This window comes from [Acidovorax] ebreus TPSY (assembly GCF_000022305.1).
Lineage (GTDB): Bacteria > Pseudomonadota > Gammaproteobacteria > Burkholderiales > Burkholderiaceae_C > Diaphorobacter > Diaphorobacter nitroreducens.
In genome coordinates this window covers 1677457-1698070 of the sequence record NC_011992.1, presented here as the reverse complement: position 1 = coordinate 1698070, position 20614 = coordinate 1677457, and the positions used below count along the sequence as shown (strand labels likewise).

Genomic DNA, 20614 nt, shown 5'->3' with positions numbered 1-20614 from the left:
GCAAGGGTTTCAATATGAAATTCATTGAAAACCAGCTAGCATCAAGCGCTGGCAGCTATTCTTTCAGGAGTTATCGACCAGCCGTCCGGCCTCAATGGTGATGCGCCGGTCGCAGCGCGCGGCAATGCCGCGGTCGTGCGTGACCAGCACCAGCGTGGTGCCCTGCTCGCGGTTGAGGGCCAGCATCAGTTCCATGATGGTCTCTCCCGTGGCGAAGTCCAGGCTGCCCGTGGGCTCGTCGGCCAGTAGCACGGCGGGCTCCACCACGAAGGCGCGTGCCAGCGCCACGCGCTGCTGCTCGCCGCCCGACAGCACCTTGGGATAGTGCGTCAAGCGCTGGCCCAGGCCGACGCGCTCCAGCATGTCGGTCGCGCGGCGGCGTGCATCGCGAATGCCCGCCAACTCGAGCGGCAGCATCACGTTCTCCAGCGCCGTGAGGTTACCCATGAGCTGAAAGCTCTGGAACACGAAGCCCACCTGCCGGGCGCGCAGTGCGGCGCGGTCGTCCTCGTCCAGTGCGAACAGGTCCTGCCCGCCCAGGCGCACCGTGCCGCGCGTGGGCGTGTCCAGGCCGGCGATGATGGACAGCAGCGTGCTCTTGCCCGAGCCCGACGCGCCCACGATGGCCGCAGTCTCCCGCGGCGCCAGGCGGAAATCGATATCCCGCAAAATCTCCAGCGTACCCGTGGAGTCCGTGACGGACTTGAACACATGCTCCACCGCGATGATGGATTCGGGCGGCATGCGGTCGTTGGAGGCGGCAGGGGCCGCGGCGGCGGAGGTTTCGGACATGAAAGGTTCTCGGCAGTGAAGCATATGGTTCGGCGTGACTTTATCGTGGCGGGCGCCCTGGCCCTGTGGGGCGCGGCGCCCGCCCTTGCGCAGTCCGGTGGCAAGAAGCCCACCCGCGCGCCCGTGATCCTGGTGGTGGGCGACTCGCTCAGCGCCGAATACGGCCTGCCGCGCGGCACCGGCTGGGTGGCGCTGCTGGACAAGCGGCTAGCGCAGGAGAAGATCCCCGCCACGGTGGTCAACGCCAGCGTGAGCGGCGACACCACCGCCGGCGGCCGCGCGCGGCTGGCCGCACTGCTCCAGCAGCACCGGCCTACGCATGTGGTGATCGAACTCGGCGGCAACGACGCCTTGCGCGGCCTGCCGCTGGCCAGCACCCAGGGCAATCTGGCGTGGATGACCGAACAGGCCCAGGCCGCGGGCGCGCGCGTGCTGCTGGTGGGTGTGCAGGTGCCGCCTAACTACGGCGCCAACTACACCCGGCAGTTCGCCGAGGTCTTCGAAAACGTGGCCCAGGAGCGCAAGGCGGCGCTCGTGCCCTTCCTGCTCAAGGGCGTGGCCGATGGGCCCGATCCCACGGCGCTGTTCCAGCCCGACCGCATCCACCCCACGGCCCAGGCGCACCCGCGCATGCTGGACAACGTGTGGCCCGCGCTGCGCGCGTTGCTGTAAATCATCGTCAGAGAATCAGCCGGCGCTCTGCGGTGCCTGCGCGGGCGCAAGGGGCGCAGTGGGCGCCGCCACCGCCGCGCGGTAGGCATGCCAACTGGCATGCCCCAGCACCGGCCCCACCACCAGCAAGCCCGCGCCCCAGGCGAACAGCGACAACGCCACCAGCGCCGTGATGAGCAGGCCCCACAGCAGCATCACGCCGGGGTTTTCCACCACCACCCGCATGCTCGCAATGCCGGCCGTGAGCGCATCGGTGTCGCGGTCCAGAATCATCGGAATGGACACCACCATGCTGGAGAACACCAGGGCCGCGAACACACTGCCCACCAGCAAGTACACGGCGACGAACTGCCAGTTGCCCGGGTTGAACACCGCCTGCACCACCCCCGTGGTGGACGGCATGCCGGTGTTGAAGAACACGGCAAACACCACGAGCGACGCGCGGCCCCACAGCAGTTCCAGCACCACAAGTACGAGTACCAGCATGCCCATGCTGCCCAGGTGGCGGTCCCAACAGGTCAGCGATTCGCCCAGATCGGGTGCCAATCCCTGTTCGCGCCGGCGGCTGGTGTCGTACAGCCCCATGGCCAGGAAGGGGCCCACCAGCAGGCAGCCGCTGGCAAACGACATGGTGTATTCCGGCCGCGCCTGGAACACCCAGCCCAGCAGGAGTGCCATGCCCCAGAACCACGTACCGTAGAACAGCGCCACGCCGGGCGCGGCCATCATGTCGCGCGCCCCCAGCACGAGCCAACGCAGCGGGTCCGGCCAGCGCAAGGGGTTGAGAGTCACCGGTGCGGACACCGGCGCGGAGGTGACTGGCGCGGAAGAATCAGACATGGCGGTCGGCATCGCTGCGGCAGTGGCGTTGCTGCCACCTTAACCACCTGAATGCCTGACCACCATCAAGGAAACTACCAGCATCGCCGCACCAGCCGCCAACGCATCAGGCAGTTCCAAAGGCCTGGTGCATCGCCTGGGCCAGGTCGGCACGCAGGTCGTCCACGGCCTCCAGTCCCACGGAGAAGCGCACCACGGTGCCGGGCCGCAGATGCGCGGTGGCGCCCGTGCGCATGCTGGGCAGGTCGTAGGGCACCACCAGGCTCATCGGCCCGCCCCAGCTGTATCCCAGCTTGAACAGGCGCAGGCCGTCGCAAAAGGCATCCACCTGCGCCTGGCTGTGGCGTGCGTCAATGACCACGCTGAACAGGCCGGCGGCAGCGCCCTGCCCACCATTGGCTGCGCCGCACAGCGCCTTCCACTGCGCATGGCCCGGCGATCCGGGCAGCGCCGGGTGCAGCACCTGTGCCACCGCGGGCTGCAAGCCCATCCACTGCGCCAGGTCGCGCGCGGCCGCATCGTGCGCGTGGTAGCGCAGCGCCATGCTGGGCAGCGCCCGCAAGACCGCTTCCACGTCGTTCGCCCCCACCCCGAGCCCGAGCCGCATGTGCGTGAGCTTGATGCGCAGGTGCAAGCCCTCGTCGCGCGTGGTGATGCTGCCCATCAGCACATCGCCGCCGCCGCTGGGGTACTTGGTGAGCGCATGCACGGATACGTCCACGCCCAACGCGCCCTCGGCACCCGCACCATGGCCCAGCAGGTCGAAGGGTGCGAAAGCCAGGCCCGCGCCCCAAGTGTTGTCCAGCACCGTAGCCACGCCGCGTGCGCGGCAGATGCGCACTTGCTCCACCAGGTCGGGGAACTCCAACGTTACGGAGCCCGGCGCCTCCAGCCACACCAGCCGCGTGGCGTCGGTGATCTTGGATGCGAGGTCCGCCGGGTCCAAGGGGTCATAGATACGGTGGCGGATGCCGTAGTGGCGCAGCTCCACCTCGGCCAGTGCCTTGTTGGGACCATAGGCGTTGTCCGGGATCAGCACCTCGTCACCCTGGCGCAGCAGCGCCAGCGATACGGTGGAAATGGCGGCCAATCCGCTGGGCACCAGCAGACACTGCAGCCCGCCTTCCAGCGTGGCCAGGCGCTCTTCCAGCTGGTAGGTCGTGGGTGTGCCGTGCAGCCCGTAGGTGTAGCTGCTCTTGTCCTTCCACTCGCGCGCGCGCATTGCGGCGACGTTGGGGAAGATGACGGTGGACGCCTTGTGCACCGCTGGCTGCGGGGCATGGAAACCCTGCGGCGGTGTGTACTCGTGGTGAATGAGGCGGGTGGACAGGTCGGGTGTGGAGGGCTGCTTCATGCGCCGATGGTAGAGCCTGTCCCCCGCCCAGGCTCAGCCGCCGCTGGAGATGGTGAGGTTGTTGACCACCGAGGTCACGCCCGGTACGGCCTGCGCGATCTGGCTGGCGCGGTCACGGGCCTGCTCGCTTTTCACGGGGCCATTGAGCGTGACGACGCCCGCGCGGGTGTCCACGTCGATCTTGATGGCGCTGAGGTCCGGGTCTTGTGCCAGGCCCGCGTTCACCTTGGTGGTGATGCCGGCATCGTCCATAAGGGCGGCTGCGTCGGCCGTGGCGTTGCGTGAAGCCTGCCCGGCTTCCTGCGCCGCGGATTCCATTTTTTGCTTGGCATCCTGGGCCGCCTGTTCGGTCTTGTTGATGGCGGAATCCAGGCGCTGCCCGGCCGTGGGTTCCTCGGCCTTGTTGCAAGCACTCAGCCCGGCGGCCAGGGCAGCAGCAGCGGCGAAAACGGTCCAGCGCGACGCTCGAAAAAGAGGGGTTGTCATGGGCATATCTCCTTCCAGTGGGTACGGGGTCCACTGTAGAAAGCACTGGCTGCCGAGCCGGTCGGAGAGGACCGAAACTGCAGTAGGACAACAGCGGCTTTCAGGCACGTGCCGACGCAAGCCTGGACAATCGGCCCATGTCCTCATCCTTGCTGCATCGCTGGTTTCCCTTTCTCTCCTGGCCCCGCCCGACATCCGCGCTGCTGCAGGGCGAGTTCTGGGCCGGCATGACCGTCGGGCTGATGCTGGTGCCGCAGGGCGTGGCGTACGCCGCGCTGGCCGGCATGCCGCTGGTGACAGGGATCTACGCATCGCTGGTGCCGGCACTGGTAGCCGTGCTGTGGAGTTCATCCACCCGCCTGGGCGTCGGGCCCACGGCGCTCACCAGCCTGCTCATCGGCGCGTCGATCACCGGGCTGGCCGAGCCCGGCAGCGCCCATTGGGTCACGCTGGCGGTGTGGATGGCCCTGCTGTCGGGCCTGCTGCAGCTGCTGCTGGGCGTGGTGCGTTTCGGCTGGCTGCTCAACCTGGTGACCTCGCCGGTGCTGAGCGGCTTCACGCAGGCTGCGGCGTTGCTGATCCTGGCCTCGCAACTGCCCGACCTGTTGGGCCTTCGCACCAGCTGGAGCGCCCTGGCGGTCAGCCCGTCGCTGCACCACTTCGACCTGCGCGCGCTGGCGTTCGGCCTGGGCAGCCTGGGCTGCCTGGTGCTGGCGCGGCGCTGGCGCTCCAGCTTCCCGGCCGCCATCGTGGTGATCGCGCTGGCGGCGCTCATCAGCTGGGCCATGGGCTATGCCGATGCCGACGGCGCCGTGATCGGCCACTTGCCCTCCGGCCTGCCGACGCTGTACTGGCCGGGATGGCTCTCGTGGGAAGAAATGGGCGCGCTGGTGATGCCGGTGATGGTCGTCACGCTGGTCAGCTTCCTGGAGACCGCCTCCAGCGCCAAGGTGGAGCACCACCAGGGCGGCACCCGCTGGAACGAGAACCAGGACCTGATCGCCCATGGCATGGCCAAGATCAGTTCGGGCCTGTGCGGCAGCTTTGCCACCAGCGCGTCGTTCTCGCGCTCCGCCATCAACCTGTATGCAGGCGCCAAGAGCGGCTGGGCGACGCTGTTCGCGCTGGTGCTGGTGCTGGCAACGCTGCTGTGGCTCACGCCGGCCCTGTACCACGTACCACAGCCGGTGCTGGCCGCCGTGGTGGTGACGGCGGTCACCAGCCTCATCAAGCCCGCCGGCATGTTCCGCCTGTGGCGCGTCTCGCGCGTGGAGACGGCCATCGGCCTCGTTACCTTCGGCCTCACGCTGGCCACAGCACCACGCATGTATTGGGGCGTGCTGGTGGGCCTGCTGATGAACCTGAGCCACTTTTTCTACCAGCGGCTGCACCCGCGCATCATCGAGGTGGGCCTGCACCCCGACGGCAGCCTGCGCGACCGCCACCTGTGGCAGCTGCCCCCGCTGGCGCCAGAGCTGCTGGCCCTGCGCATGGATGCCGAGCTGGACTTCGCCTCCGCCAATGCGCTGGAGCGCCGCGTGACCGACGAGCTGGCCCAGCGCCCGTCCATCCGCCACCTGTGCCTGTTCGCGCTGCCCATCAACCGCATCGACGTGACAGGGGTGGAGGCCTTCATCCGCCTGCGCGCGCTGCTGCAAAGCCACGGCGGCACGCTGCATGTGACGGGCATCAAGCTGCCGGTACAGCACACGCTGGACAATGCAGGCGCGCTGGCGCCGGGACCCAACTTCGCGCTGTACCGCACCGACGCCGAGGCCATCGCGGCACTGCAGAGGCTGGCTCCCCCCGACGCCGGGAACCCTGCCTCGGCCCCGCAGTCCGACACAAGTGGCCCAGCTCAGCCGCTACCGAAGCTATAGCTGCTACACTGCCGATAGATATTTGTTTCTGTTTGTGACAAACACCGCGTCCCCCGCTTCCGTCTCTCTGCGCGACCTGCGTCTGGCCACGGCCCATGCCCTGGTGGCGCAGTCGTTGGGTTCCGAAGTGTCCCTGCAGGGCCAGACGCCGCTGCTGTACCTGCAGAACCTCATTGACGGTCTGTGTGAACTCTCGCTGAAGGACCCGCTCACCGGGCTGGCCAACCGCCGCCACGTGCGTGCGGTGCTGGAGCGCGAGATCGACCGGGTCGCGCGCTCGGGCGAAGCCGCGCTGCTGCTGATGCTGGACATCGACCATTTCAAGCAGGTCAACGACCGCCATGGCCACCTGGCCGGCGACATCGTGCTGCAGTCCGTCGCGCGTACGCTGGAGAGCTGCGTACGGCCCATGGACACCGTGGCCCGCTACGGCGGCGAGGAATTCGCCATCGTGCTGCCCGCCTGCCAGTTCGGCTTTGGCCGGGTGATCGCCGAACGCGTGCGCCGCGCGATCGAAGCCACGCCCGTGCGCATCTCGCCATCGCTCACGTTGAATGTCACCGTGAGCATCGGCGGCGCCTTCGCGCTGCAATGGATCCGCAGCACCACCGCCCTGTGGGCCGACCGGGCCGATGCCGAGCTGTACAAGGCCAAGCTCGGCGGCCGCAACTGCATCAGCATCGAAGAACAACCCGACAGCACGGTCACTGCGGAAGAAAAGAGTCTGCTGTTCGGCCCGCTATACACTCCGTCGGGATGGGGCGAGCTGCCCCCGCCTTTGGATCCATCCACAGGCAGCGCCTATTGAAAGCCCAGTAGTGATGAACGACGCGCTGTCCCCCAACCCGACGACTCCACCGGCCGGCGCCGCTGCGCCGGCTTCTGCTTCCGTGCCCTCCACCACACCTGCCAACGCACGCATCATCGCCATCACCAGCGGCAAGGGCGGCGTGGGCAAGACCTTCGTGTCCGCCAACCTGGCGGCCGCCCTCACCCGCCGCGGGCACCGCGTGCTGGTGCTGGACGCCGACCTGGGCCTGGCCAACCTGGACGTGGTGCTGAACCTGCACCCCAAGGTCACGCTCCACGACGTCTTTACCGGCAAGGCCCAATTGGAAGACGCCGTGATCAAGGCGCCCGGCGGCTTTTCGGTCCTGCTGGCCGGCTCCGGCATGGTCGAGTACTCGCGCCTCACGCCCGAGGTGCGCAACGAATTCCTCAACGTCATCCACACGCTGGCACCCCGCTTTGACGTGGTGCTGCTGGACACCGGCGCGGGCATCTCCGACGTGGTGCTGTTTTCCGTCTCGCTGGCGCACGAGGTACTCATCGTCGCGACGCCCGAGCCCACGTCGCTCACCGACGCCTACGCCGCCATCAAGGTGCTGGCCACCCAGCAAAAGCGCCAGCACGTGCGCATGGTGGTGAACCAGGCCGCACGTCCGGGGGACGGACGCGCCATCACCGGGCAATTGCAGCAGGTGCTGGACCGCTTCGTGACCACCGACACCGGCCGCCCCATGCGGCTGATCCACGTAGGGGACATTCCCGCCGACACCTCGGTGCGCGACGCCGTGATGCGCCGCCAGTTGCTGATGCTGCAGATGCCCGGCTGCCCGGCCGCGCTGGCCGTGGCCCAGTTGGCGAACAAGGTGGAGTCCACGATGCTCACGCCATCCCCCGAAGGACCGGGCGCAAATCGCTCCTGAAAAAATAGCTGCTAGCGCTTACCCAACAAGCGCTACAGCCACTTTTCCCTCAATAACTTACCCCAGGAACCTCCGCGGCGGCAGGGGAATGCGTTCGCTCTCGCCCGGGATGTGGCCCATGGCGTCGCGCTCCCAGTCATCGGCGGCTTGCACGATGCGCTCCTTGCGGCTGGAAACGAAGTTCCACCAGATGTGGCGCGGGCCGTCCAGGGCGGCGCCGCCGATCACCACACACCGCGCCCCCGCCTTACCCGCGCGCACGCTGGTGGAGCGGCCGGGCTCCAGCAGCGCCAGCGTCTGCGCGGGCAACGCCTCGGCGTCCAGCCACAGCCCCTCGCTCACGGTGTAGAGCGCCATCTCGTCGGCGAGCGCGGGCAGGTCCAGCGCAGAACCCGGCTCCAGCTGCACATCCAGCAGCAGCGTGGGCGCAAACGTGGCCACGGGCGACTGGCAGCCGAAGGCCGCGCCGATCAGCACCCGCACCGCTGCGCCGCCATGCTGGTAGGCCGGGATCTGGTCCGCAGGGGTATGGGCAAAGTGCGGTGGTTCTTCCTCATGCGCCTGCGGCAGCGCCGCCCAGAGCTGGATGCCGTGGTTCACATAAGTGCTGTGCGCCAGCGCGGACGGGCGCCGCTCGGAATGCACGATGCCCCGCCCCGCCGTCATCCAGTTGATGGCGCCGGGCTCGATCTGCTGCAGCGAACCCAAACTGTCGCGGTGCAGGATCGCGCCCTCGAACAGGTAGGTGACCGTGGCCAGCCCGATGTGCGGGTGGGGCCGCACGTCGTAGGCGGATGCAGGCGCCACCGTCGCGGGGCCGAAGTGGTCGAAGAACACGAAGGGCCCCACCGACCGGCGCTGCAGCGCCGGCAGCAGGCGGCGCACGGTGAAGCCGCCGCCCAGGTCCTTGAAGTGCCCGCTCAGGCGCAGAGGACCCTGCGCAGGAATGGCGCCGGCGCTCATGCGCGCTCCACCACGGTGGTGATCTCGGTGGTCACCTGGGTCATGAGCTTGTGCACGGGGCATTTGCCGATCGCGGCCTGCAGCTCGGCGATCTGCGCATCGCTCAAGTCGCCCTGCACTTGCAGCCGTGTGGCCAGGCGATAGGTACCGCTGCGCTCCTGCGAGGCATCACGCTCCACCACGGTGCGCACGTCCTGCACGTCCCAGCCCTTGCGCCGCGCGTACCACAGCAGCGTGAGCGCCTTGCAGCCGCCCAGCGCGGCGTCGTACAGGTCGTGCGGGTTGGGGCCGGTGTCGTCGCCACCTTCGGCGGCCGTGCCGTCCACCACCCATTCGTGGCTGCGGATGGTGAGGCGCTGGGCCATGGGGGTGCCCTCGATGCGCTGCAACTGGATGGTCATGGACGGCTCTCCTTCAGGGTTGTCCGTGCCACTGTAATGCGACAGGCGTGACAGGCGTGACAAGCGGCACCGCGGCGTGCGCCCGCCCGGTGTCTAGGGGCGCAGCTGCAGCTGGTGCACGTAGCGGCGCGGCTGGCGCTGCAAGGCGCGGTAGCCGCCGCCGGCCCAGGCCTGGGCCATGTCGGCGTAGCGCGGCGAGAACACCAGCCCGCTCTGACCCGTCTGGTAAATGAACAGCGAACGCTCCGGGTCCTGCAGGTCGTACAGCGCGCGCAGCGAGGGCGCGTGCCGGCTGGCGAAGGGCTCCACGGGCTGCGCAGCGTTGTACTGGCCCACGTTGACGCTGTACGCATCGCCCCCCGAGGGCACGCCCACGTTGAACCAGCGCGACAGCACGGGCACGCTGCCCAGCGGCTTGTGCACGGAAAGCGCCGGATGCGCCGCGCCCCACGTCCAGCGCTCGGGCTGGTTGCCATAGCGCGCGGCCAGGCGCTGCACGGTACGCTCCAGCGCCGCGCCGGCATGTGCGGCGCAGCCGTGGGGCGGGCACCACCAGGTGTCGCCGCGCTCCAGCATGCCTTCCAGGCCCGAACGGAAGTCCCGCCGGCCGTAGGTGGCGGCAAAGCGCTCCTCACCCACGCGGGGCACGACCAGTGCGCGCGTGAGCTCGTCGGCCCACACCGACAGGATGAGCGGCGCCGCGCGGTCGGCGCGCATGTCGCCGTCAAAGCCGCGCAGCAGCGCCTGGGCCTGCCGCGCCAGCGGCTGCGAAACCGGAGCCGCCAGCAAATGGGGCAACAGGCGCAGCGCGGCGGGGGACACCGTGTCGCCCTGCAGCGCGCGCAGGGACGGCAGGTCGTGCAGGCGCCGTGCCTCCAGCTGCTGCTCTATGCGTTGGTAGCGGTAGGGCAAGGCCCAGTCCTGCGTCAGGAAGTGCGGATAGCCCGGCGCCGTGATGCGCTGGTTGGCCGTGGCGATCCAGCCGCGCGCGCCGCCGTCGTCCTGCGGCGTCTGCGCCAGGGGCAGCCAGCCCTGCCAGTCGTAGCGCGCCTCCCAGCCCGGCGCCGGGGCCACGCCGCGCAGGTCGTTGCCGGCCGCACGCAGGGGCACGCGCCCAAAGGCCTGGAAGCGGATCGCGCCATGCACGTCCGCCGCCACCACGCTCTGCATGGGCGAGTGGTAGTGCGCCATGCCTGCGAAGAGCTCCTCCACCGAGCGCGCCTGGTTGCTCAGCAGGCCCGCCAGCACGGTGTAATTGTCGGCATCCAGTGCGCTCCAGCGCAGCGCGATCACATGCCGGCGCAGGTCCAGCACGCTGCCGTGCAGCGCGGGCTGCGCATCGCTGATCACCGGCCCATGGCGCGTGCTGCGCACGGTGTGGCGCACATCAGGGCGGCCCTTCACGCGGATCACGTGCTCGCGCTGCTCGAAGCCCTGCCAACCCTCGGGCGTGCGGTAGCGCGTGGGGTCGTCGGGGTGGATGGCCTCGATGTACAGGTCCTGCACATCGGGCGCGGTGTTGGTGAAGCCCCAGGCCACCTCGGCCGTGCGGCCCAGCACCACGAAGGGCAGGCCCGGCAAAGTGGCGCCGATCACGTCGATGGCCGCGACGGGCGTGCCGTCGGACGCCCTGCCCTGCGGCGCCTTCAGGTGCGCGAAGTACCACAGCGCCGGCGCGCCCAGGCCCAAGTGCGGGTCGTTGGCCAGCAGCGGCCGGCCGCTGGCCGTGCGCGTGCCGTCCAGCACCCAGTTGTTGCTGCCGCGCCCGCCGGGCGTGCCCAGTCCCGCCACGAAGTCCTGCGACCAGGCCTGCAGCGCCTGCGCCGCGCCTTCGCCTGCGGACTCGGCATCGGCCTGCGGTGCCGGTGCAGCCGCCTGCGGCGTGCGGTACACGCCCAGCGACCGGTACAGCGCCTGCAGGTCCACCGCCGTCGCGGGTGCCTCGCCAAGATAGGGCGGCATGAGCTGCCACAGCCGCTCGGTGGGCAGCGTGGCCGCCAGCGACAGGCGCGCGAACTCGTTGCCCCAGTTGCCGCCCAGGTCCAGCGCCATCATCAGCGCCCAGGCCACACTGTCCTCAGGCGCCCAGGCCACACCCTGCGCACCGCCGGGCCGCGCACCCAGCAGCAAAAACTCCGGCGGCAGCGCCTGGGTCCGCGCCGCGTGGAAGGACTGGATGCCCCGGCTGTAGGCCTGCAGCGCCTCGCGCGCGAACGCGGGCAGCGCGGCGTACTGGCGGCGCGCCGCGCCCATGATGTCCAGCGTGCGCATGAGCTTGTCGGTGTCCAGCGTGGCGGGGCCGAGGATCTCGGACAGCTCGCCGTGCATCAGCCGGCGGTTGAACTCCAGTTGCCAGGTGCGCTCCTGCGCATGCACGTAGCCCATGGCGAACCACGCGTCCCAGGGCGTCTGCGCCTCGATGTGCGTTACGTCGGCTTCGTCGCGGCGCACCGCCACGGCGTGCTGCAGCCCGGCGGCGCGCAGCGCCCCGTCCAGTTGCGGGAAGCTGCGCAGCGCATATACCGCGGCCACGCTGCCGGCCAGCAGCAGCGCTGCCACCAGCGCCACCACGGCGCCTGCGCCGATGCGTTGCAATCTGCCCATGCCGCCTCCCCCGCCGTCGCGGCGTTTTAAGCCAAAACCTGCTATCGCGCCCACCCTCAAAGCGCCGGCAGCTCTTAAATCAATAGCATCTCAGTGGGCATGGCCCCAGTAGATGAGCGCGTCGCGCCCTTCGACCGACAGCGACACCTCGGCGCCCACGGGCAGCAGCACCTTGGTGGGCACATGGCCGAACGGCAGGTTGGTGAGCACGGGCGCCTTGATCTGCGTGCGCAGCCAGTCCACCACGCTCTGCAGCTTGAAGCCCTTGTCGTGCGGCGTGAGCTTGTATTCATTGAACTGGCCCAGCACCACGGCCTTTTGCTGGGCCAGCACGCCAGCGTGCAGCAGCTGGGTGAGCAGGCGTTCGACGCGGTAAGGGTGCTCGCCCACGTCCTCCAAGAACAACACGCCGCCCTTGACCTGCGGGAAGTACGGCGTGCCCACCAGCGAACACAGCACGGCCAGGTTGCCGCCCCACAGGGTGGCCTTCTTCACGTAGATGTCGCGCACGGCGGGCTGGCCGTCGGCGCGGGGTTTCTCGGCGTTCATGCGCCAGCCGCTGCCCTCGCCGTGGCCGGTGAGCAGATCGTCCAGGCAGGCCAGCATGATGTCGTCGGGCTCGCCCGGCACGCCCAGGTCTCCCACCAGCGCCGGGCCGGCCCAGGTGGTGGCGCCGGTCTTGGCCAGCAGCGCGGACTGGAAGGCCGTGAAGTCGCTCACGCCCACGAACTGGGTTCCGCGCTCCACCGCCTTGGCCACGGCCTTGTACTGGATGCCCGGCAGGATGCGCGTGAGACCGTAGCCGCCGCGGCTGATCAGCGCCACGTCGGCGCCGCTGGCGGCCGCGCGGTGGATGGCGGCCAGGCGCGTGGCATCGTCGCCGGCAAAGCGCGTGTGGGACGCGAGCGCGTCCGGGTCCACCTCCACCTCGTGGCCCATGGCCTGCAGGCGGGCAATGCCGCGCTTGAACGCGGCCTTGTCGCGCACCGCGCCGGAAGGGGAGTAGATGTAGATGTGCCGGGGGCCGTGAGCGTGATCGCAGTGATCGTGGCCGCAGTCGTGGGGGTGGTTAGGCATAGCGGGTGAAGTATTCCATAGCGCGCAGCGCCGAGGCGGCGCTGGCGTCCGGCACGGTGAGGAGCGGCGCGGCATCGGCATCGGCAAAACGGGCGAAGGCGCGCGGCCCGGCGCGATGGCCGGCATCGGGGAACGGCGCGGCGTCGCAGGGCGCGCCCCCCCGCACATGCAGCACGCGCACCAGGGGCGCCGACGCCGCATCGGGCAGCAGCGGCGCACCGGGCTGCGCCACCTGCACCACGCCGCGCAGGGCCAGGCGCTGCACCAGCTCGGCCAGCACCTGTCGATGCCAGTCGAGGCGGTGGGCGGCTTCTTTCTTGGGTTTGTCGCTGCGGCCGAAGCCGATCAGGTCCGGCGCCACCACGCGGTGGCCGGCCTGCACGAAGGCCACCAGCATGGGCTGCCAGCCATGGCTCCAGCCAGGACTGGCATGCAGCAGCAGCCAGGTGCGGGCGGCGTCGCGTGGGCCTTCGTCCAGGTAGTGCAGGCGCAGGCCGGCCAGCGCGGGCAGATCGCTCACGTAATGCGGCGCGGGGCCGTCCAGATGGGCGAACGCGGCATCGGGCGTGCGCAGCGCGTCTTGGCGCAGCGGGTGGGCGGCCAGTTGCTGCGCCCGCTGGGCGCGGCGGCGGTCGCGGAAGAAGTCGCTGAGCAGTGCACCGCATTCATCGGCCAGCACGCCACCTTGCACCGCGGTCTGGTGGTTGAGACGCGGCTCGGCGAACAGGTTGACCACCGAGCCCGCCGCGCCGGTTTTGGCATCCGCCGCGCCGTAGACCACGCGCGGCAGGCGCGCGTGCAGCATGGCGCCGCTGCACATGGCGCACGGCTCCAGCGTGACGTAGAGCGTGCAGCCGTCGAGCCGGTAGTTGGAGAGCTGCGCCGCGCCGGCGCGCAGCGCGGCCATCTCGGCATGCGCCGTGGGGTCGTGCCCGGCGATGGGGGCATTGCGCCCGGTGGCGATCACCTGCCCATCGCGCACCAGCACGGCGCCCACGGGCACCTCGCCCGCCTGCTGCGCGGCGTGCGCCTGGGCGATGGCCTCGCGCATCCAGTGGGCGTCGTCGGATTCGCTCATCTTTCAATAGCTGCTCGCGCTTTATGGGTAAGCGCTGGAGGCCATTTTGGCCATCAATCTTCGGGCAGGGTGCGTGGCTGCTGCATCAGTGCGTCCATCTGTTGCTTCACCTGCTGCTGCACCTGCTGGCTTTGCGCGCGCACCGTGGAGGCGGCGCCCTCCGCCGGCGCCGGCAGCCCCTGCACGGCGGGCGGCACGGCGACGCGCGTGGCGCCCATCTGCTTCTTGACCAGCACGGCCACGAGGGCCAGGGCCAGCAGCAGCCCGATCAGTCCGAATCCTGTACGCACCGCCTGCCCTCCGCGCCGTGGTGGGCGCTTAGCCAAACACGTTGATGAAGACCTGGATGGCCACGGCATTGACCAGGTCGATGAAGAACGCGCCCACCATGGGCACGATCAGGAAAGCCTTGTGCGACGCGCCGTACTGGTTGGTAATGGCCTGCATGTTGGCCACCGCCGTGGGCGTGGCGCCCATGCCGAAGCCGCAATGCCCCGCACAGAGCACGGCCGCATCGTAGTTGCTTCCCATCAGGCGGAAGGTGACGAAGCCCGCGTAGGCCGCCATGACCAGCGTCTGCACGCCCAGGATGATGACCAGCGGACCCGCCAGCCCGGCCAGCTCCCACAGCTTGAGCGACAGCAGCGCGATCGCCAGGTAGACGGACAGCCCGGTGTTGCCGAACACGTCGATGGCGCGGTCGAACACCTCGAAGTTGAAGACGTAGTCCAGCACGTTGCGGATCAGCACGCCCCCGCCCAGCGCCCACACGAAGGTGGGCAGTTGCAGCGCCGTGCCCTTCGTCAACTGGCTCATGAACTCGGCAAAGGCCAGGCAGCCGGCAAACAGGGCCATGGTCTCGATGGCCGCGTCCGCGGTGATCAGGCGCGTCTTGTGCGGGAACTCGAAGTTGGGCGTGCCCGCCTCCAGCGCGCCGGCATCGCCCGTGCCCTGCGGGTGCTTCAGCCCGTGGCGCTGGATCAGCCATTTGGCCAGCGGCCCGCCGATCAGCCCGCCGATGACCAGGCCGAAGGTGGCACAGGCAATGCCCAAGGTGATGGCGCCAGGGATGCCGTGGTCGTTTTCCAGCACCGAGCCCCAGGCCCCGGCCGTGCCGTGCCCGCCCACCAAAGTGATGGAGCCCGCGATCAGGCCGATCAGCGGGTCCAGCCCCAGCGCGGTGGCCAGCGCCACGCCCACGCTGTTCTGCACGCCGATGAACACCACCACGACCAGCAGGAAGACGATCAGCCCCATGCCGCCCTCGCGCAGCTTGAGGAAGTTGGCGCTCAGCCCGATGGAGGAGAAGAACACCAGCATGAAGGCGGTCTGCAGGCCGGTGTCGAACGACGCACGCACATCGAACGCGGCGTTCAGCCCCCAGGAGATGAGCGCCGCCACCAGGCCGCCCGCCACGGGTTCCGGAATGTTGAATTCGCGCAGCCAGCGGATGCGCTGCACGAGGAACTTGCCCACCAGCAGCACGATGGCCGCGAAGATCAGGGTGTAGTAGGTGCTGAACTGTATATCCATGTGATCTCAAAGGAAGAACCACGCCGGCGGACGCAACCCAGCCGTGCCGCTGGCGGTGGAAGCGGCAGGCGCACAAACCACACGCGCGCTAAGCGCCCTGTCCATGAACCATCCGGGAAAACCCGCAATTTTGCCAGACGCGCACCTGCCGCCGGGTACCCCCGCCCCGGCACGGCCGGGCGCAGACCGGGATAATTCACGCCCTATGTCCCTCCTGCCCCACCAGCTCGAACTGCTCTCCCCCGCGCGCGACGCCGACATCGGCATCGAGGCCGTGAACCACGGCGCCGACGCCGTCTACATCGGCGGCCCCGCCTTTGGCGCGCGGGCCACGGCGGGCAACGACATCCGCGACCTGGAGCGACTCATCCAGCATGCGCACCGTTTCAACAGCCGCATCTTCATCACGCTGAACACCATTCTGCGCGACGACGAGCTGGAGGGTGCACGCCAGATGGCCTGGCAGGTGTACGAGGCCGGCGCCGACGCGCTCATCATCCAGGACATGGGCCTGCTGGAGCTGGACCTGCCGCCCATCCAGCTGCACGCCAGCACGCAGACCGATATCCGCACGCCCGAGAAGGCGCGCTTTCTGCAGGACGCAGGCCTGTCGCAGATCGTGATTGCGCGCGAGCTGGATCTGCAGCAGATCCAGGCCATTCGCGAAGCCACCGACCCCAGCCGTACCACTATTGAATTCTTCGTGCACGGCGCGCTGTGCGTGGCCTATTCGGGGCAGTGTTTCATCAGCCATGCCCACACCGGGCGCAGCGCCAACCGGGGCGACTGCAACCAGGCCTGCCGCCTGCCCTACGAGGTGCTGGACGGCGCCGGCCGCATCATCGCGCACGAGAAGCACGTGCTGTCGATGAAGGACAACAACCAAAGCGACAACCTGCGCGCGCTGATCGACGCCGGCGTGCGCAGCTTCAAGATCGAGGGCCGCTACAAGGACATGGGTTACGTGAAGAACATCACCGCCCACTACCGCAAGCTGCTGGACGAAATCATCGAGGAGCGCGAGTTCACGGGCGAGCCGCTGGCGCGCTCGTCCAGCGGCCGCACCACCTTCACGTTCGAGCCCGATCCCGACCAGAACTTCAACCGCGAGTTCACCGACTACTTCGTCAACGGCCGCAAGGAGGACATCGGCGCCTTCGACACCCCGAAGACGCCGGGCCGCGCCATCGGCTGGGTGACGCAGATCGGCGACAACTGGTTCGAGCTGGAGGTGAGCGATAAAACCACCGCACTGCACAACGGCGACGGCCTGTGCTACTACGACCTGCAAAAGGAACTGGTGGGCGTGCACATCAACCGCGCCGAATGCGTGGCGCCCAAGAAGGGCATCTGGCGCGTGTTCCCCAAGAACGAGATCACCGAGTTCAAGGACCTGCGCAAGGGCCTGGAGATCAACCGCAACCGCGACATGGACTGGGTGCGCACGCTGGAGAAGAAATCCAGCGACCGCCGCATCGGCCTGTGGGCCCATCTGGCCGAGACCGCCGACGGCTTTGCGCTCACGCTCACCGACGAAGACGGCTTCGTGGGCAGTGCGTCGGTCATCCAGCCCCACCAGCCAGCCACCGATGCGGTCAAGGCCGAGGCCACGCTGCGCGATCAGCTCGGACGCTTTGGCGCCACCCGCTTTGCCGTGCACGCCATGGCGCTGCAGCTCTCGCAGCCGTGGTTCGTACCCGCATCGGCACTGAACCAGTTGCGCCGTGACGCCGTGGTCGCGCTGGAGGACGCGCGCACCGCCGGCTTCGTGCGCCTGCCGCGCGCCGTGCCGGTGCAGCCGCCCGTGCCCTTCCCCGAAGACACGCTGACGTATCTAGCCAATGTGTTCAACCACAAGGCGCACGACTTCTACGTGAAGCATGGCGTGAAGGTGATCGACGCCGCGTACGAATCGAAAGAGGAAGAAGGTGAAGTCAGCCTGATGATCACCAAGCACTGCGTGCGCTTCTCCATGAGCCTGTGCCCCAAGCAGGCCAAGGGTGTGATCGGCGTAAAGGGCACCATCAAGGCCGAGCCGCTGCAGCTCATCAACGGCAAGGAAAAACTCACCCTGCGCTTTGACTGCAAGCCCTGCGAGATGCACGTGGTGGGCAAGATGAAAAAGTCGGTGATGAACCAGCATCTCAAGGACATGCAGGCCCAGCCCCTGCAGTTCTACCGCACGCGACCGGCGCCCACCTCCGCCTGAGCCTGGCCTGCTGCCCAAAACATGGGCATCGCGTGCCAGGCCATGACTGGCGCGGCTTCGCGCAGTTGCCCACGGGGTTTTCCACAGCACAGCCCACAGGCTGCGGGGATAACGCAACGCCCGCCCGGCGCCGCGCGGGCGCATATCGACATTGCCAATGCATCGTTGGCCTGTGGAGGGTGGGCCGCCATAATCGCGCGGCTATCTCCGCCCCAGGGCGCCCAGGGGCTCGCACTAGGAAGCGCCCCAGGACGCCGGGCCCCGCCCTCCCCTTCACCCGTAAAGGAAGCACATGCGCATCGAGACATTGGCCGTCCACGCCGGCTATTCGCCCGACCCCACCACCAAGTCCGTGGCCGTGCCCATCTACCAGACGGTGGCCTACGCCTTCGACAGCGCCCAGCACGGCGCGGACTTGTTCGACCTGAAGGTGCCCGGCAACATCTACACGCGCATCATGAACCCCACCACCGACGTGCTGGAAAAGCGCGTCGCGGCGCTGGAGGGCGGCATTGCCGCCGTGGCCGTGGCCTCGGGCATGGCGGCCATCACCTACGCCATCCAGGCCATCGCCGAGGCGGGCGACAACATCGTCAGCGCCAGCACGCTCTATGGCGGCACCTACAACCTGTTTGCCCACACCTTTCCCCAGCAGGGCATCGAGGTGCGTTTTGCCGACGCACGCGATCCCGCCAGCTTCGGCCAGCTGATCGACGCGCGCACCAAGGCCATCTTTGTCGAATCCATCGGCAACCCGCTGGGCAACGTGACCGACATCCGCGCCCTCGCCGACGTGGCCCATGCGCATGGCGTGCCGCTGATCGTGGACAACACCGTGCCCAGCCCCTACCTGCTGCGCCCCATCGAGCACGGCGCCGACATCGTGGTGCACGCCCTGACCAAATACCTGGCCGGCCACGGCAACAGCATGGGTGGCGCCATCGTGGACAGCGGCAAGTTCCCCTGGGCCGAGCACAAGGCACGCTTCAAGCGCCTGAACGAGCCCGACGTGAGCTACCACGGCGTGGTCTACACCGAGGCCCTGGGCCCGGCCGCCTATATTGGCCGCGTACGCGTGGTGCCGCTGCGCAACACGGGCGCTGCCATCTCGCCGCACAACGCCTTCCTGATCCTGCAGGGCATCGAGACGCTGGCGCTGCGCATGGACCGCATTTGCGAGAACACGCAGAAGATCGCCGAGGCGCTGCAGGGCCACCCCAAGGTGGAGTGGGTGCGCTACGCCGGTCTGCCGAACCACCCGGACCATGCCCTGGTGCAGCGCCAGATGAAGGGCCGCGCCTCGGGCATCCTGTCGTTCAGCCTGAAGGCCAGCGGCGACCCGCGCGCCGCCGGTGCGCGCTTCCTGGACGCGCTGCAGCTGTTCACGCGCCTGGTGAACATCGGCGACGCCAAGTCGCTGGCCACGCACCCGGCGTCCACCACGCACCGCCAGCTCAATCCCGAAGAACTGGCCCAGGCGGGCGTGACCGAGGGCATGGTGCGCCTGTCCATCGGCATCGAGCACATCGACGACCTGCTGGCCGACCTGCACCAGGCGCTGGACGCGGTTTAAGCGATTTTCGGCTCTAGCGCTTTCCTGGCAAGCGCTAGTAGCTCCTGATTCAGGAGCATACCCACTGCTCAGCGGGCATCGCGTGCCAGCCGCAGGCCCGTGAACTGCCAGCGCGCCGTGGCGGGAAAGAAGTTGCGGTAGCTAGCACGCACATGGCCGGGCGGCGTGGCGCAGGAGCCGCCGCGCAGGACGTACTGGTTCACCATGAACTTGCCGTTGTACTCGCCCACGGCACCGGGCGCGGGCGCGAAGCCGGGGTACGGGGCGTAGCTCGACTGCGTCCATTCCCAGACCTCGCCGCCCATCGGCTGGAAGGGATCGGCGCCGACCGCCGGCGCCGCTGGGCGGGGATGCAGCCGGCCGCCGTCGTCCAAGACATCGGCATCAGCGGGATGGTCCACGCAGCCCGCGGGCCCGGCACAGGCCGCCGCGGCCACCTCCCACTCGGCTTCCGTGGGCAGGCGCGCGCCGGCCCAGCGGGCAAAGGCATCGGCCTCGTAGTAGGACAGGTGCACCACCGGTTGCGCAGGATGCAGCGGGCGCTCGCCCGTCAGCGTGAATTCGCTCCAGCCGCCCGGCCCGCCGCCTTGGCCGCACTCCCCATCACCGCGCCAGTAGATGGGGTGCTCCAGCCCTTGCGCACGCCGCCAGTCCCAGCCCTCGGCCAACCAGTGGGCCGGCTCGCGGTAGCCGCCGGCCTGCACGAAAGCCAGGTACTGCGCGTTGGTCACCGGTCGAGTGGCGATCTCGAAGGGTTGCAGGAAGACGGTGTGGCGCGGCGTCTCGTTGTCGAAGGCGAAGCCCTCGCCATCGTGGCCGATCTGCGCCAGGCCGCCTTCCAGGCGCCGCCACGCGGTGTCTTGTGCCGCAATGGCTTCCGCCACCACGGCCGCGGCTGTGCCCTGGTAGGCCGGCCACAGCGGGTTGCACCAGAGCAGGTGCTTGACGTCGGTGAGGATCAGCTCCTGGTGCTGCTGCTCATGCTGCAGGCCTAGTTCCACCAGCGCCAGCACGTCACCCGGAACTTCTGGCTGCGACAGGAGCTGCTGCATGCGCGCATCCACGCCGGCGCGGTAGGCCCGCACGGTGGCCAGGTCGGGCCGCGTGATCAACCCACGCTGCGGGCGCGGGTGCTGCCGCCCCACGCCGTGGTAGTACGAGTTGAACAGCACGCGGAACGCCGGATCGAATGCTCGGAAGCCGCTCTCGTGCGCCTCCAGGACGAAGGTCTCGAAGAACCAGCTCGTGTGCGCCAGGTGCCATTTGACGGGGCTGGCGTCGGGCATCGACTGCGCGCAGCAGTCCTCGGCCGAGAGGGGGCGCGCCAGCGCCTCGGTGGCCGCGCGCACCGCGGCGTAGCGCCGCGCCATCGAGGGCTGCGACTGCTGCGGCGACGACGGCAGCGTGAGAGTCGAGGGTGGCAAGCGCATGTGGTATCCCCTG

At 69.0% G+C, this 20614-nt stretch carries 18 protein-coding genes; 6 read left to right on the top strand and 12 right to left on the bottom strand.

All coding sequences use genetic code 11. The features are described 5' to 3' along the window. Positions 1 to 63: 63 nt before the first annotated feature. Positions 64 to 792 (bottom strand): ABC transporter ATP-binding protein, encoded by a 729-nt coding sequence (locus tag DTPSY_RS08050; RefSeq protein ID WP_015913160.1) that lies wholly within the window; start codon positions 790 to 792, stop codon positions 64 to 66. Between the two features lie 24 nt (positions 793 to 816). On the opposite strand from DTPSY_RS08050, the gene DTPSY_RS08045 reads away from it, so the two are divergent. After that, the gene (locus tag DTPSY_RS08045) at positions 817 to 1464 is read left to right on the top strand and encodes an arylesterase (protein WP_011805479.1); all 648 of its coding nucleotides are present in this window, start codon (positions 817 to 819) and stop codon (positions 1462 to 1464) included. Between the two features lie 15 nt (positions 1465 to 1479). Here the strand turns inward: DTPSY_RS08045 and DTPSY_RS08040 are convergent, their stop codons facing one another. The 3 genes from DTPSY_RS08040 to DTPSY_RS08030 all read right to left on the bottom strand — a co-directional run bounded on the left by DTPSY_RS08040 (position 1480) and on the right by DTPSY_RS08030 (position 4144). Next, positions 1480 to 2316, bottom strand: a complete 837-nt coding sequence (locus tag DTPSY_RS08040) for a DUF2189 domain-containing protein (protein ID WP_015913159.1) — start codon at positions 2314 to 2316, stop codon at positions 1480 to 1482. 94 nt (positions 2317 to 2410) lie between these two features. Next, positions 2411 to 3658 carry a PLP-dependent transferase gene (locus DTPSY_RS08035; RefSeq protein WP_015913158.1) on the bottom strand — a complete coding sequence of 416 codons (1248 nt, stop codon included), beginning with the start codon at positions 3656 to 3658 and terminating at the stop codon, positions 2411 to 2413. 33 nt (positions 3659 to 3691) lie between these two features. Continuing rightward, entirely contained in the window at positions 3692 to 4144 is a 453-nt protein-coding gene (locus DTPSY_RS08030) for a BON domain-containing protein (RefSeq protein WP_011805482.1), read from the bottom strand. 137 nt (positions 4145 to 4281) lie between these two features. On the opposite strand from DTPSY_RS08030, the gene DTPSY_RS08025 reads away from it, so the two are divergent. The 3 genes from DTPSY_RS08025 to DTPSY_RS08015 are packed head-to-tail and all read left to right on the top strand — an operon-like array spanning position 4282 to position 7733. Then, positions 4282 to 6024: a SulP family inorganic anion transporter gene (locus DTPSY_RS08025; RefSeq protein ID WP_015913157.1), complete on the top strand. Its 1743-nt coding sequence runs from the start codon at positions 4282 to 4284 to the stop codon at positions 6022 to 6024. A gap of 34 nt (positions 6025 to 6058) precedes the next feature. Continuing rightward, positions 6059 to 6832 (top strand): GGDEF domain-containing protein, encoded by a 774-nt coding sequence (locus DTPSY_RS08020; protein WP_011805484.1) that lies wholly within the window; start codon positions 6059 to 6061, stop codon positions 6830 to 6832. 13 nt (positions 6833 to 6845) lie between these two features. After that, positions 6846 to 7733, top strand: coding sequence for a MinD/ParA family protein (locus DTPSY_RS08015; RefSeq protein WP_015913156.1), 888 nt, complete (start codon positions 6846 to 6848; stop codon positions 7731 to 7733). 57 nt (positions 7734 to 7790) lie between these two features. Here DTPSY_RS08015 and DTPSY_RS08010 read toward each other — a convergent pair whose 3' ends face one another. The 7 genes from DTPSY_RS08010 to gltS form a co-directional block, all read right to left on the bottom strand. Beyond that, complete coding sequence (locus DTPSY_RS08010) at positions 7791 to 8696, bottom strand: pirin family protein (protein WP_015913155.1); 906 nt, start codon at positions 8694 to 8696, stop codon at positions 7791 to 7793. Beyond that, positions 8693 to 9097, bottom strand: a complete 405-nt coding sequence (locus DTPSY_RS08005; RefSeq protein ID WP_015913154.1) for an OsmC family protein — start codon at positions 9095 to 9097, stop codon at positions 8693 to 8695. The genes DTPSY_RS08010 and DTPSY_RS08005 overlap by 4 nt, the downstream gene beginning before the upstream one ends. Positions 9098 to 9190: 93 nt before the next feature. Beyond that, a complete protein-coding gene (locus DTPSY_RS08000) occupies positions 9191 to 11701 on the bottom strand; it encodes a penicillin acylase family protein (RefSeq protein ID WP_015913153.1) in 2511 nt (836 codons plus the stop codon). A 90-nt stretch (positions 11702 to 11791) separates the two neighbouring features. Continuing rightward, positions 11792 to 12778 carry an LD-carboxypeptidase gene (locus DTPSY_RS07995; protein ID WP_015913152.1) on the bottom strand — a complete coding sequence of 329 codons (987 nt, stop codon included), beginning with the start codon at positions 12776 to 12778 and terminating at the stop codon, positions 11792 to 11794. Beyond that, positions 12771 to 13856, bottom strand: a complete 1086-nt coding sequence (gene tadA, locus DTPSY_RS07990) for a tRNA adenosine(34) deaminase TadA (RefSeq protein ID WP_015913151.1) — start codon at positions 13854 to 13856, stop codon at positions 12771 to 12773. Before tadA ends, DTPSY_RS07995 begins: the two co-directional genes overlap by 8 nt. A gap of 53 nt (positions 13857 to 13909) precedes the next feature. After that, complete coding sequence (locus DTPSY_RS07985; RefSeq protein ID WP_015913150.1) at positions 13910 to 14146, bottom strand: hypothetical protein; 237 nt, start codon at positions 14144 to 14146, stop codon at positions 13910 to 13912. Positions 14147 to 14174: 28 nt separating this feature from the next. After that, complete coding sequence (gltS, locus tag DTPSY_RS07980; protein ID WP_011805491.1) at positions 14175 to 15389, bottom strand: sodium/glutamate symporter; 1215 nt, start codon at positions 15387 to 15389, stop codon at positions 14175 to 14177. 205 nt (positions 15390 to 15594) lie between these two features. On the opposite strand from gltS, the gene DTPSY_RS07975 reads away from it, so the two are divergent. Together DTPSY_RS07975 and DTPSY_RS07970 are read left to right on the top strand one after the other, a co-directional pair. Beyond that, positions 15595 to 17598, top strand: a complete 2004-nt coding sequence (locus DTPSY_RS07975; protein WP_015913149.1) for a peptidase U32 family protein — start codon at positions 15595 to 15597, stop codon at positions 17596 to 17598. Between the two features lie 292 nt (positions 17599 to 17890). After that, positions 17891 to 19171, top strand: a complete 1281-nt coding sequence (locus DTPSY_RS07970) for an O-acetylhomoserine aminocarboxypropyltransferase/cysteine synthase family protein (RefSeq protein WP_015913148.1) — start codon at positions 17891 to 17893, stop codon at positions 19169 to 19171. A 68-nt stretch (positions 19172 to 19239) separates the two neighbouring features. On the opposite strand, the gene egtB is transcribed toward DTPSY_RS07970, so the two are convergent. After that, positions 19240 to 20601 (bottom strand): ergothioneine biosynthesis protein EgtB, encoded by a 1362-nt coding sequence (gene egtB / locus DTPSY_RS07965; RefSeq protein ID WP_015913147.1) that lies wholly within the window; start codon positions 20599 to 20601, stop codon positions 19240 to 19242. Positions 20602 to 20614 lie beyond the last annotated feature (13 nt).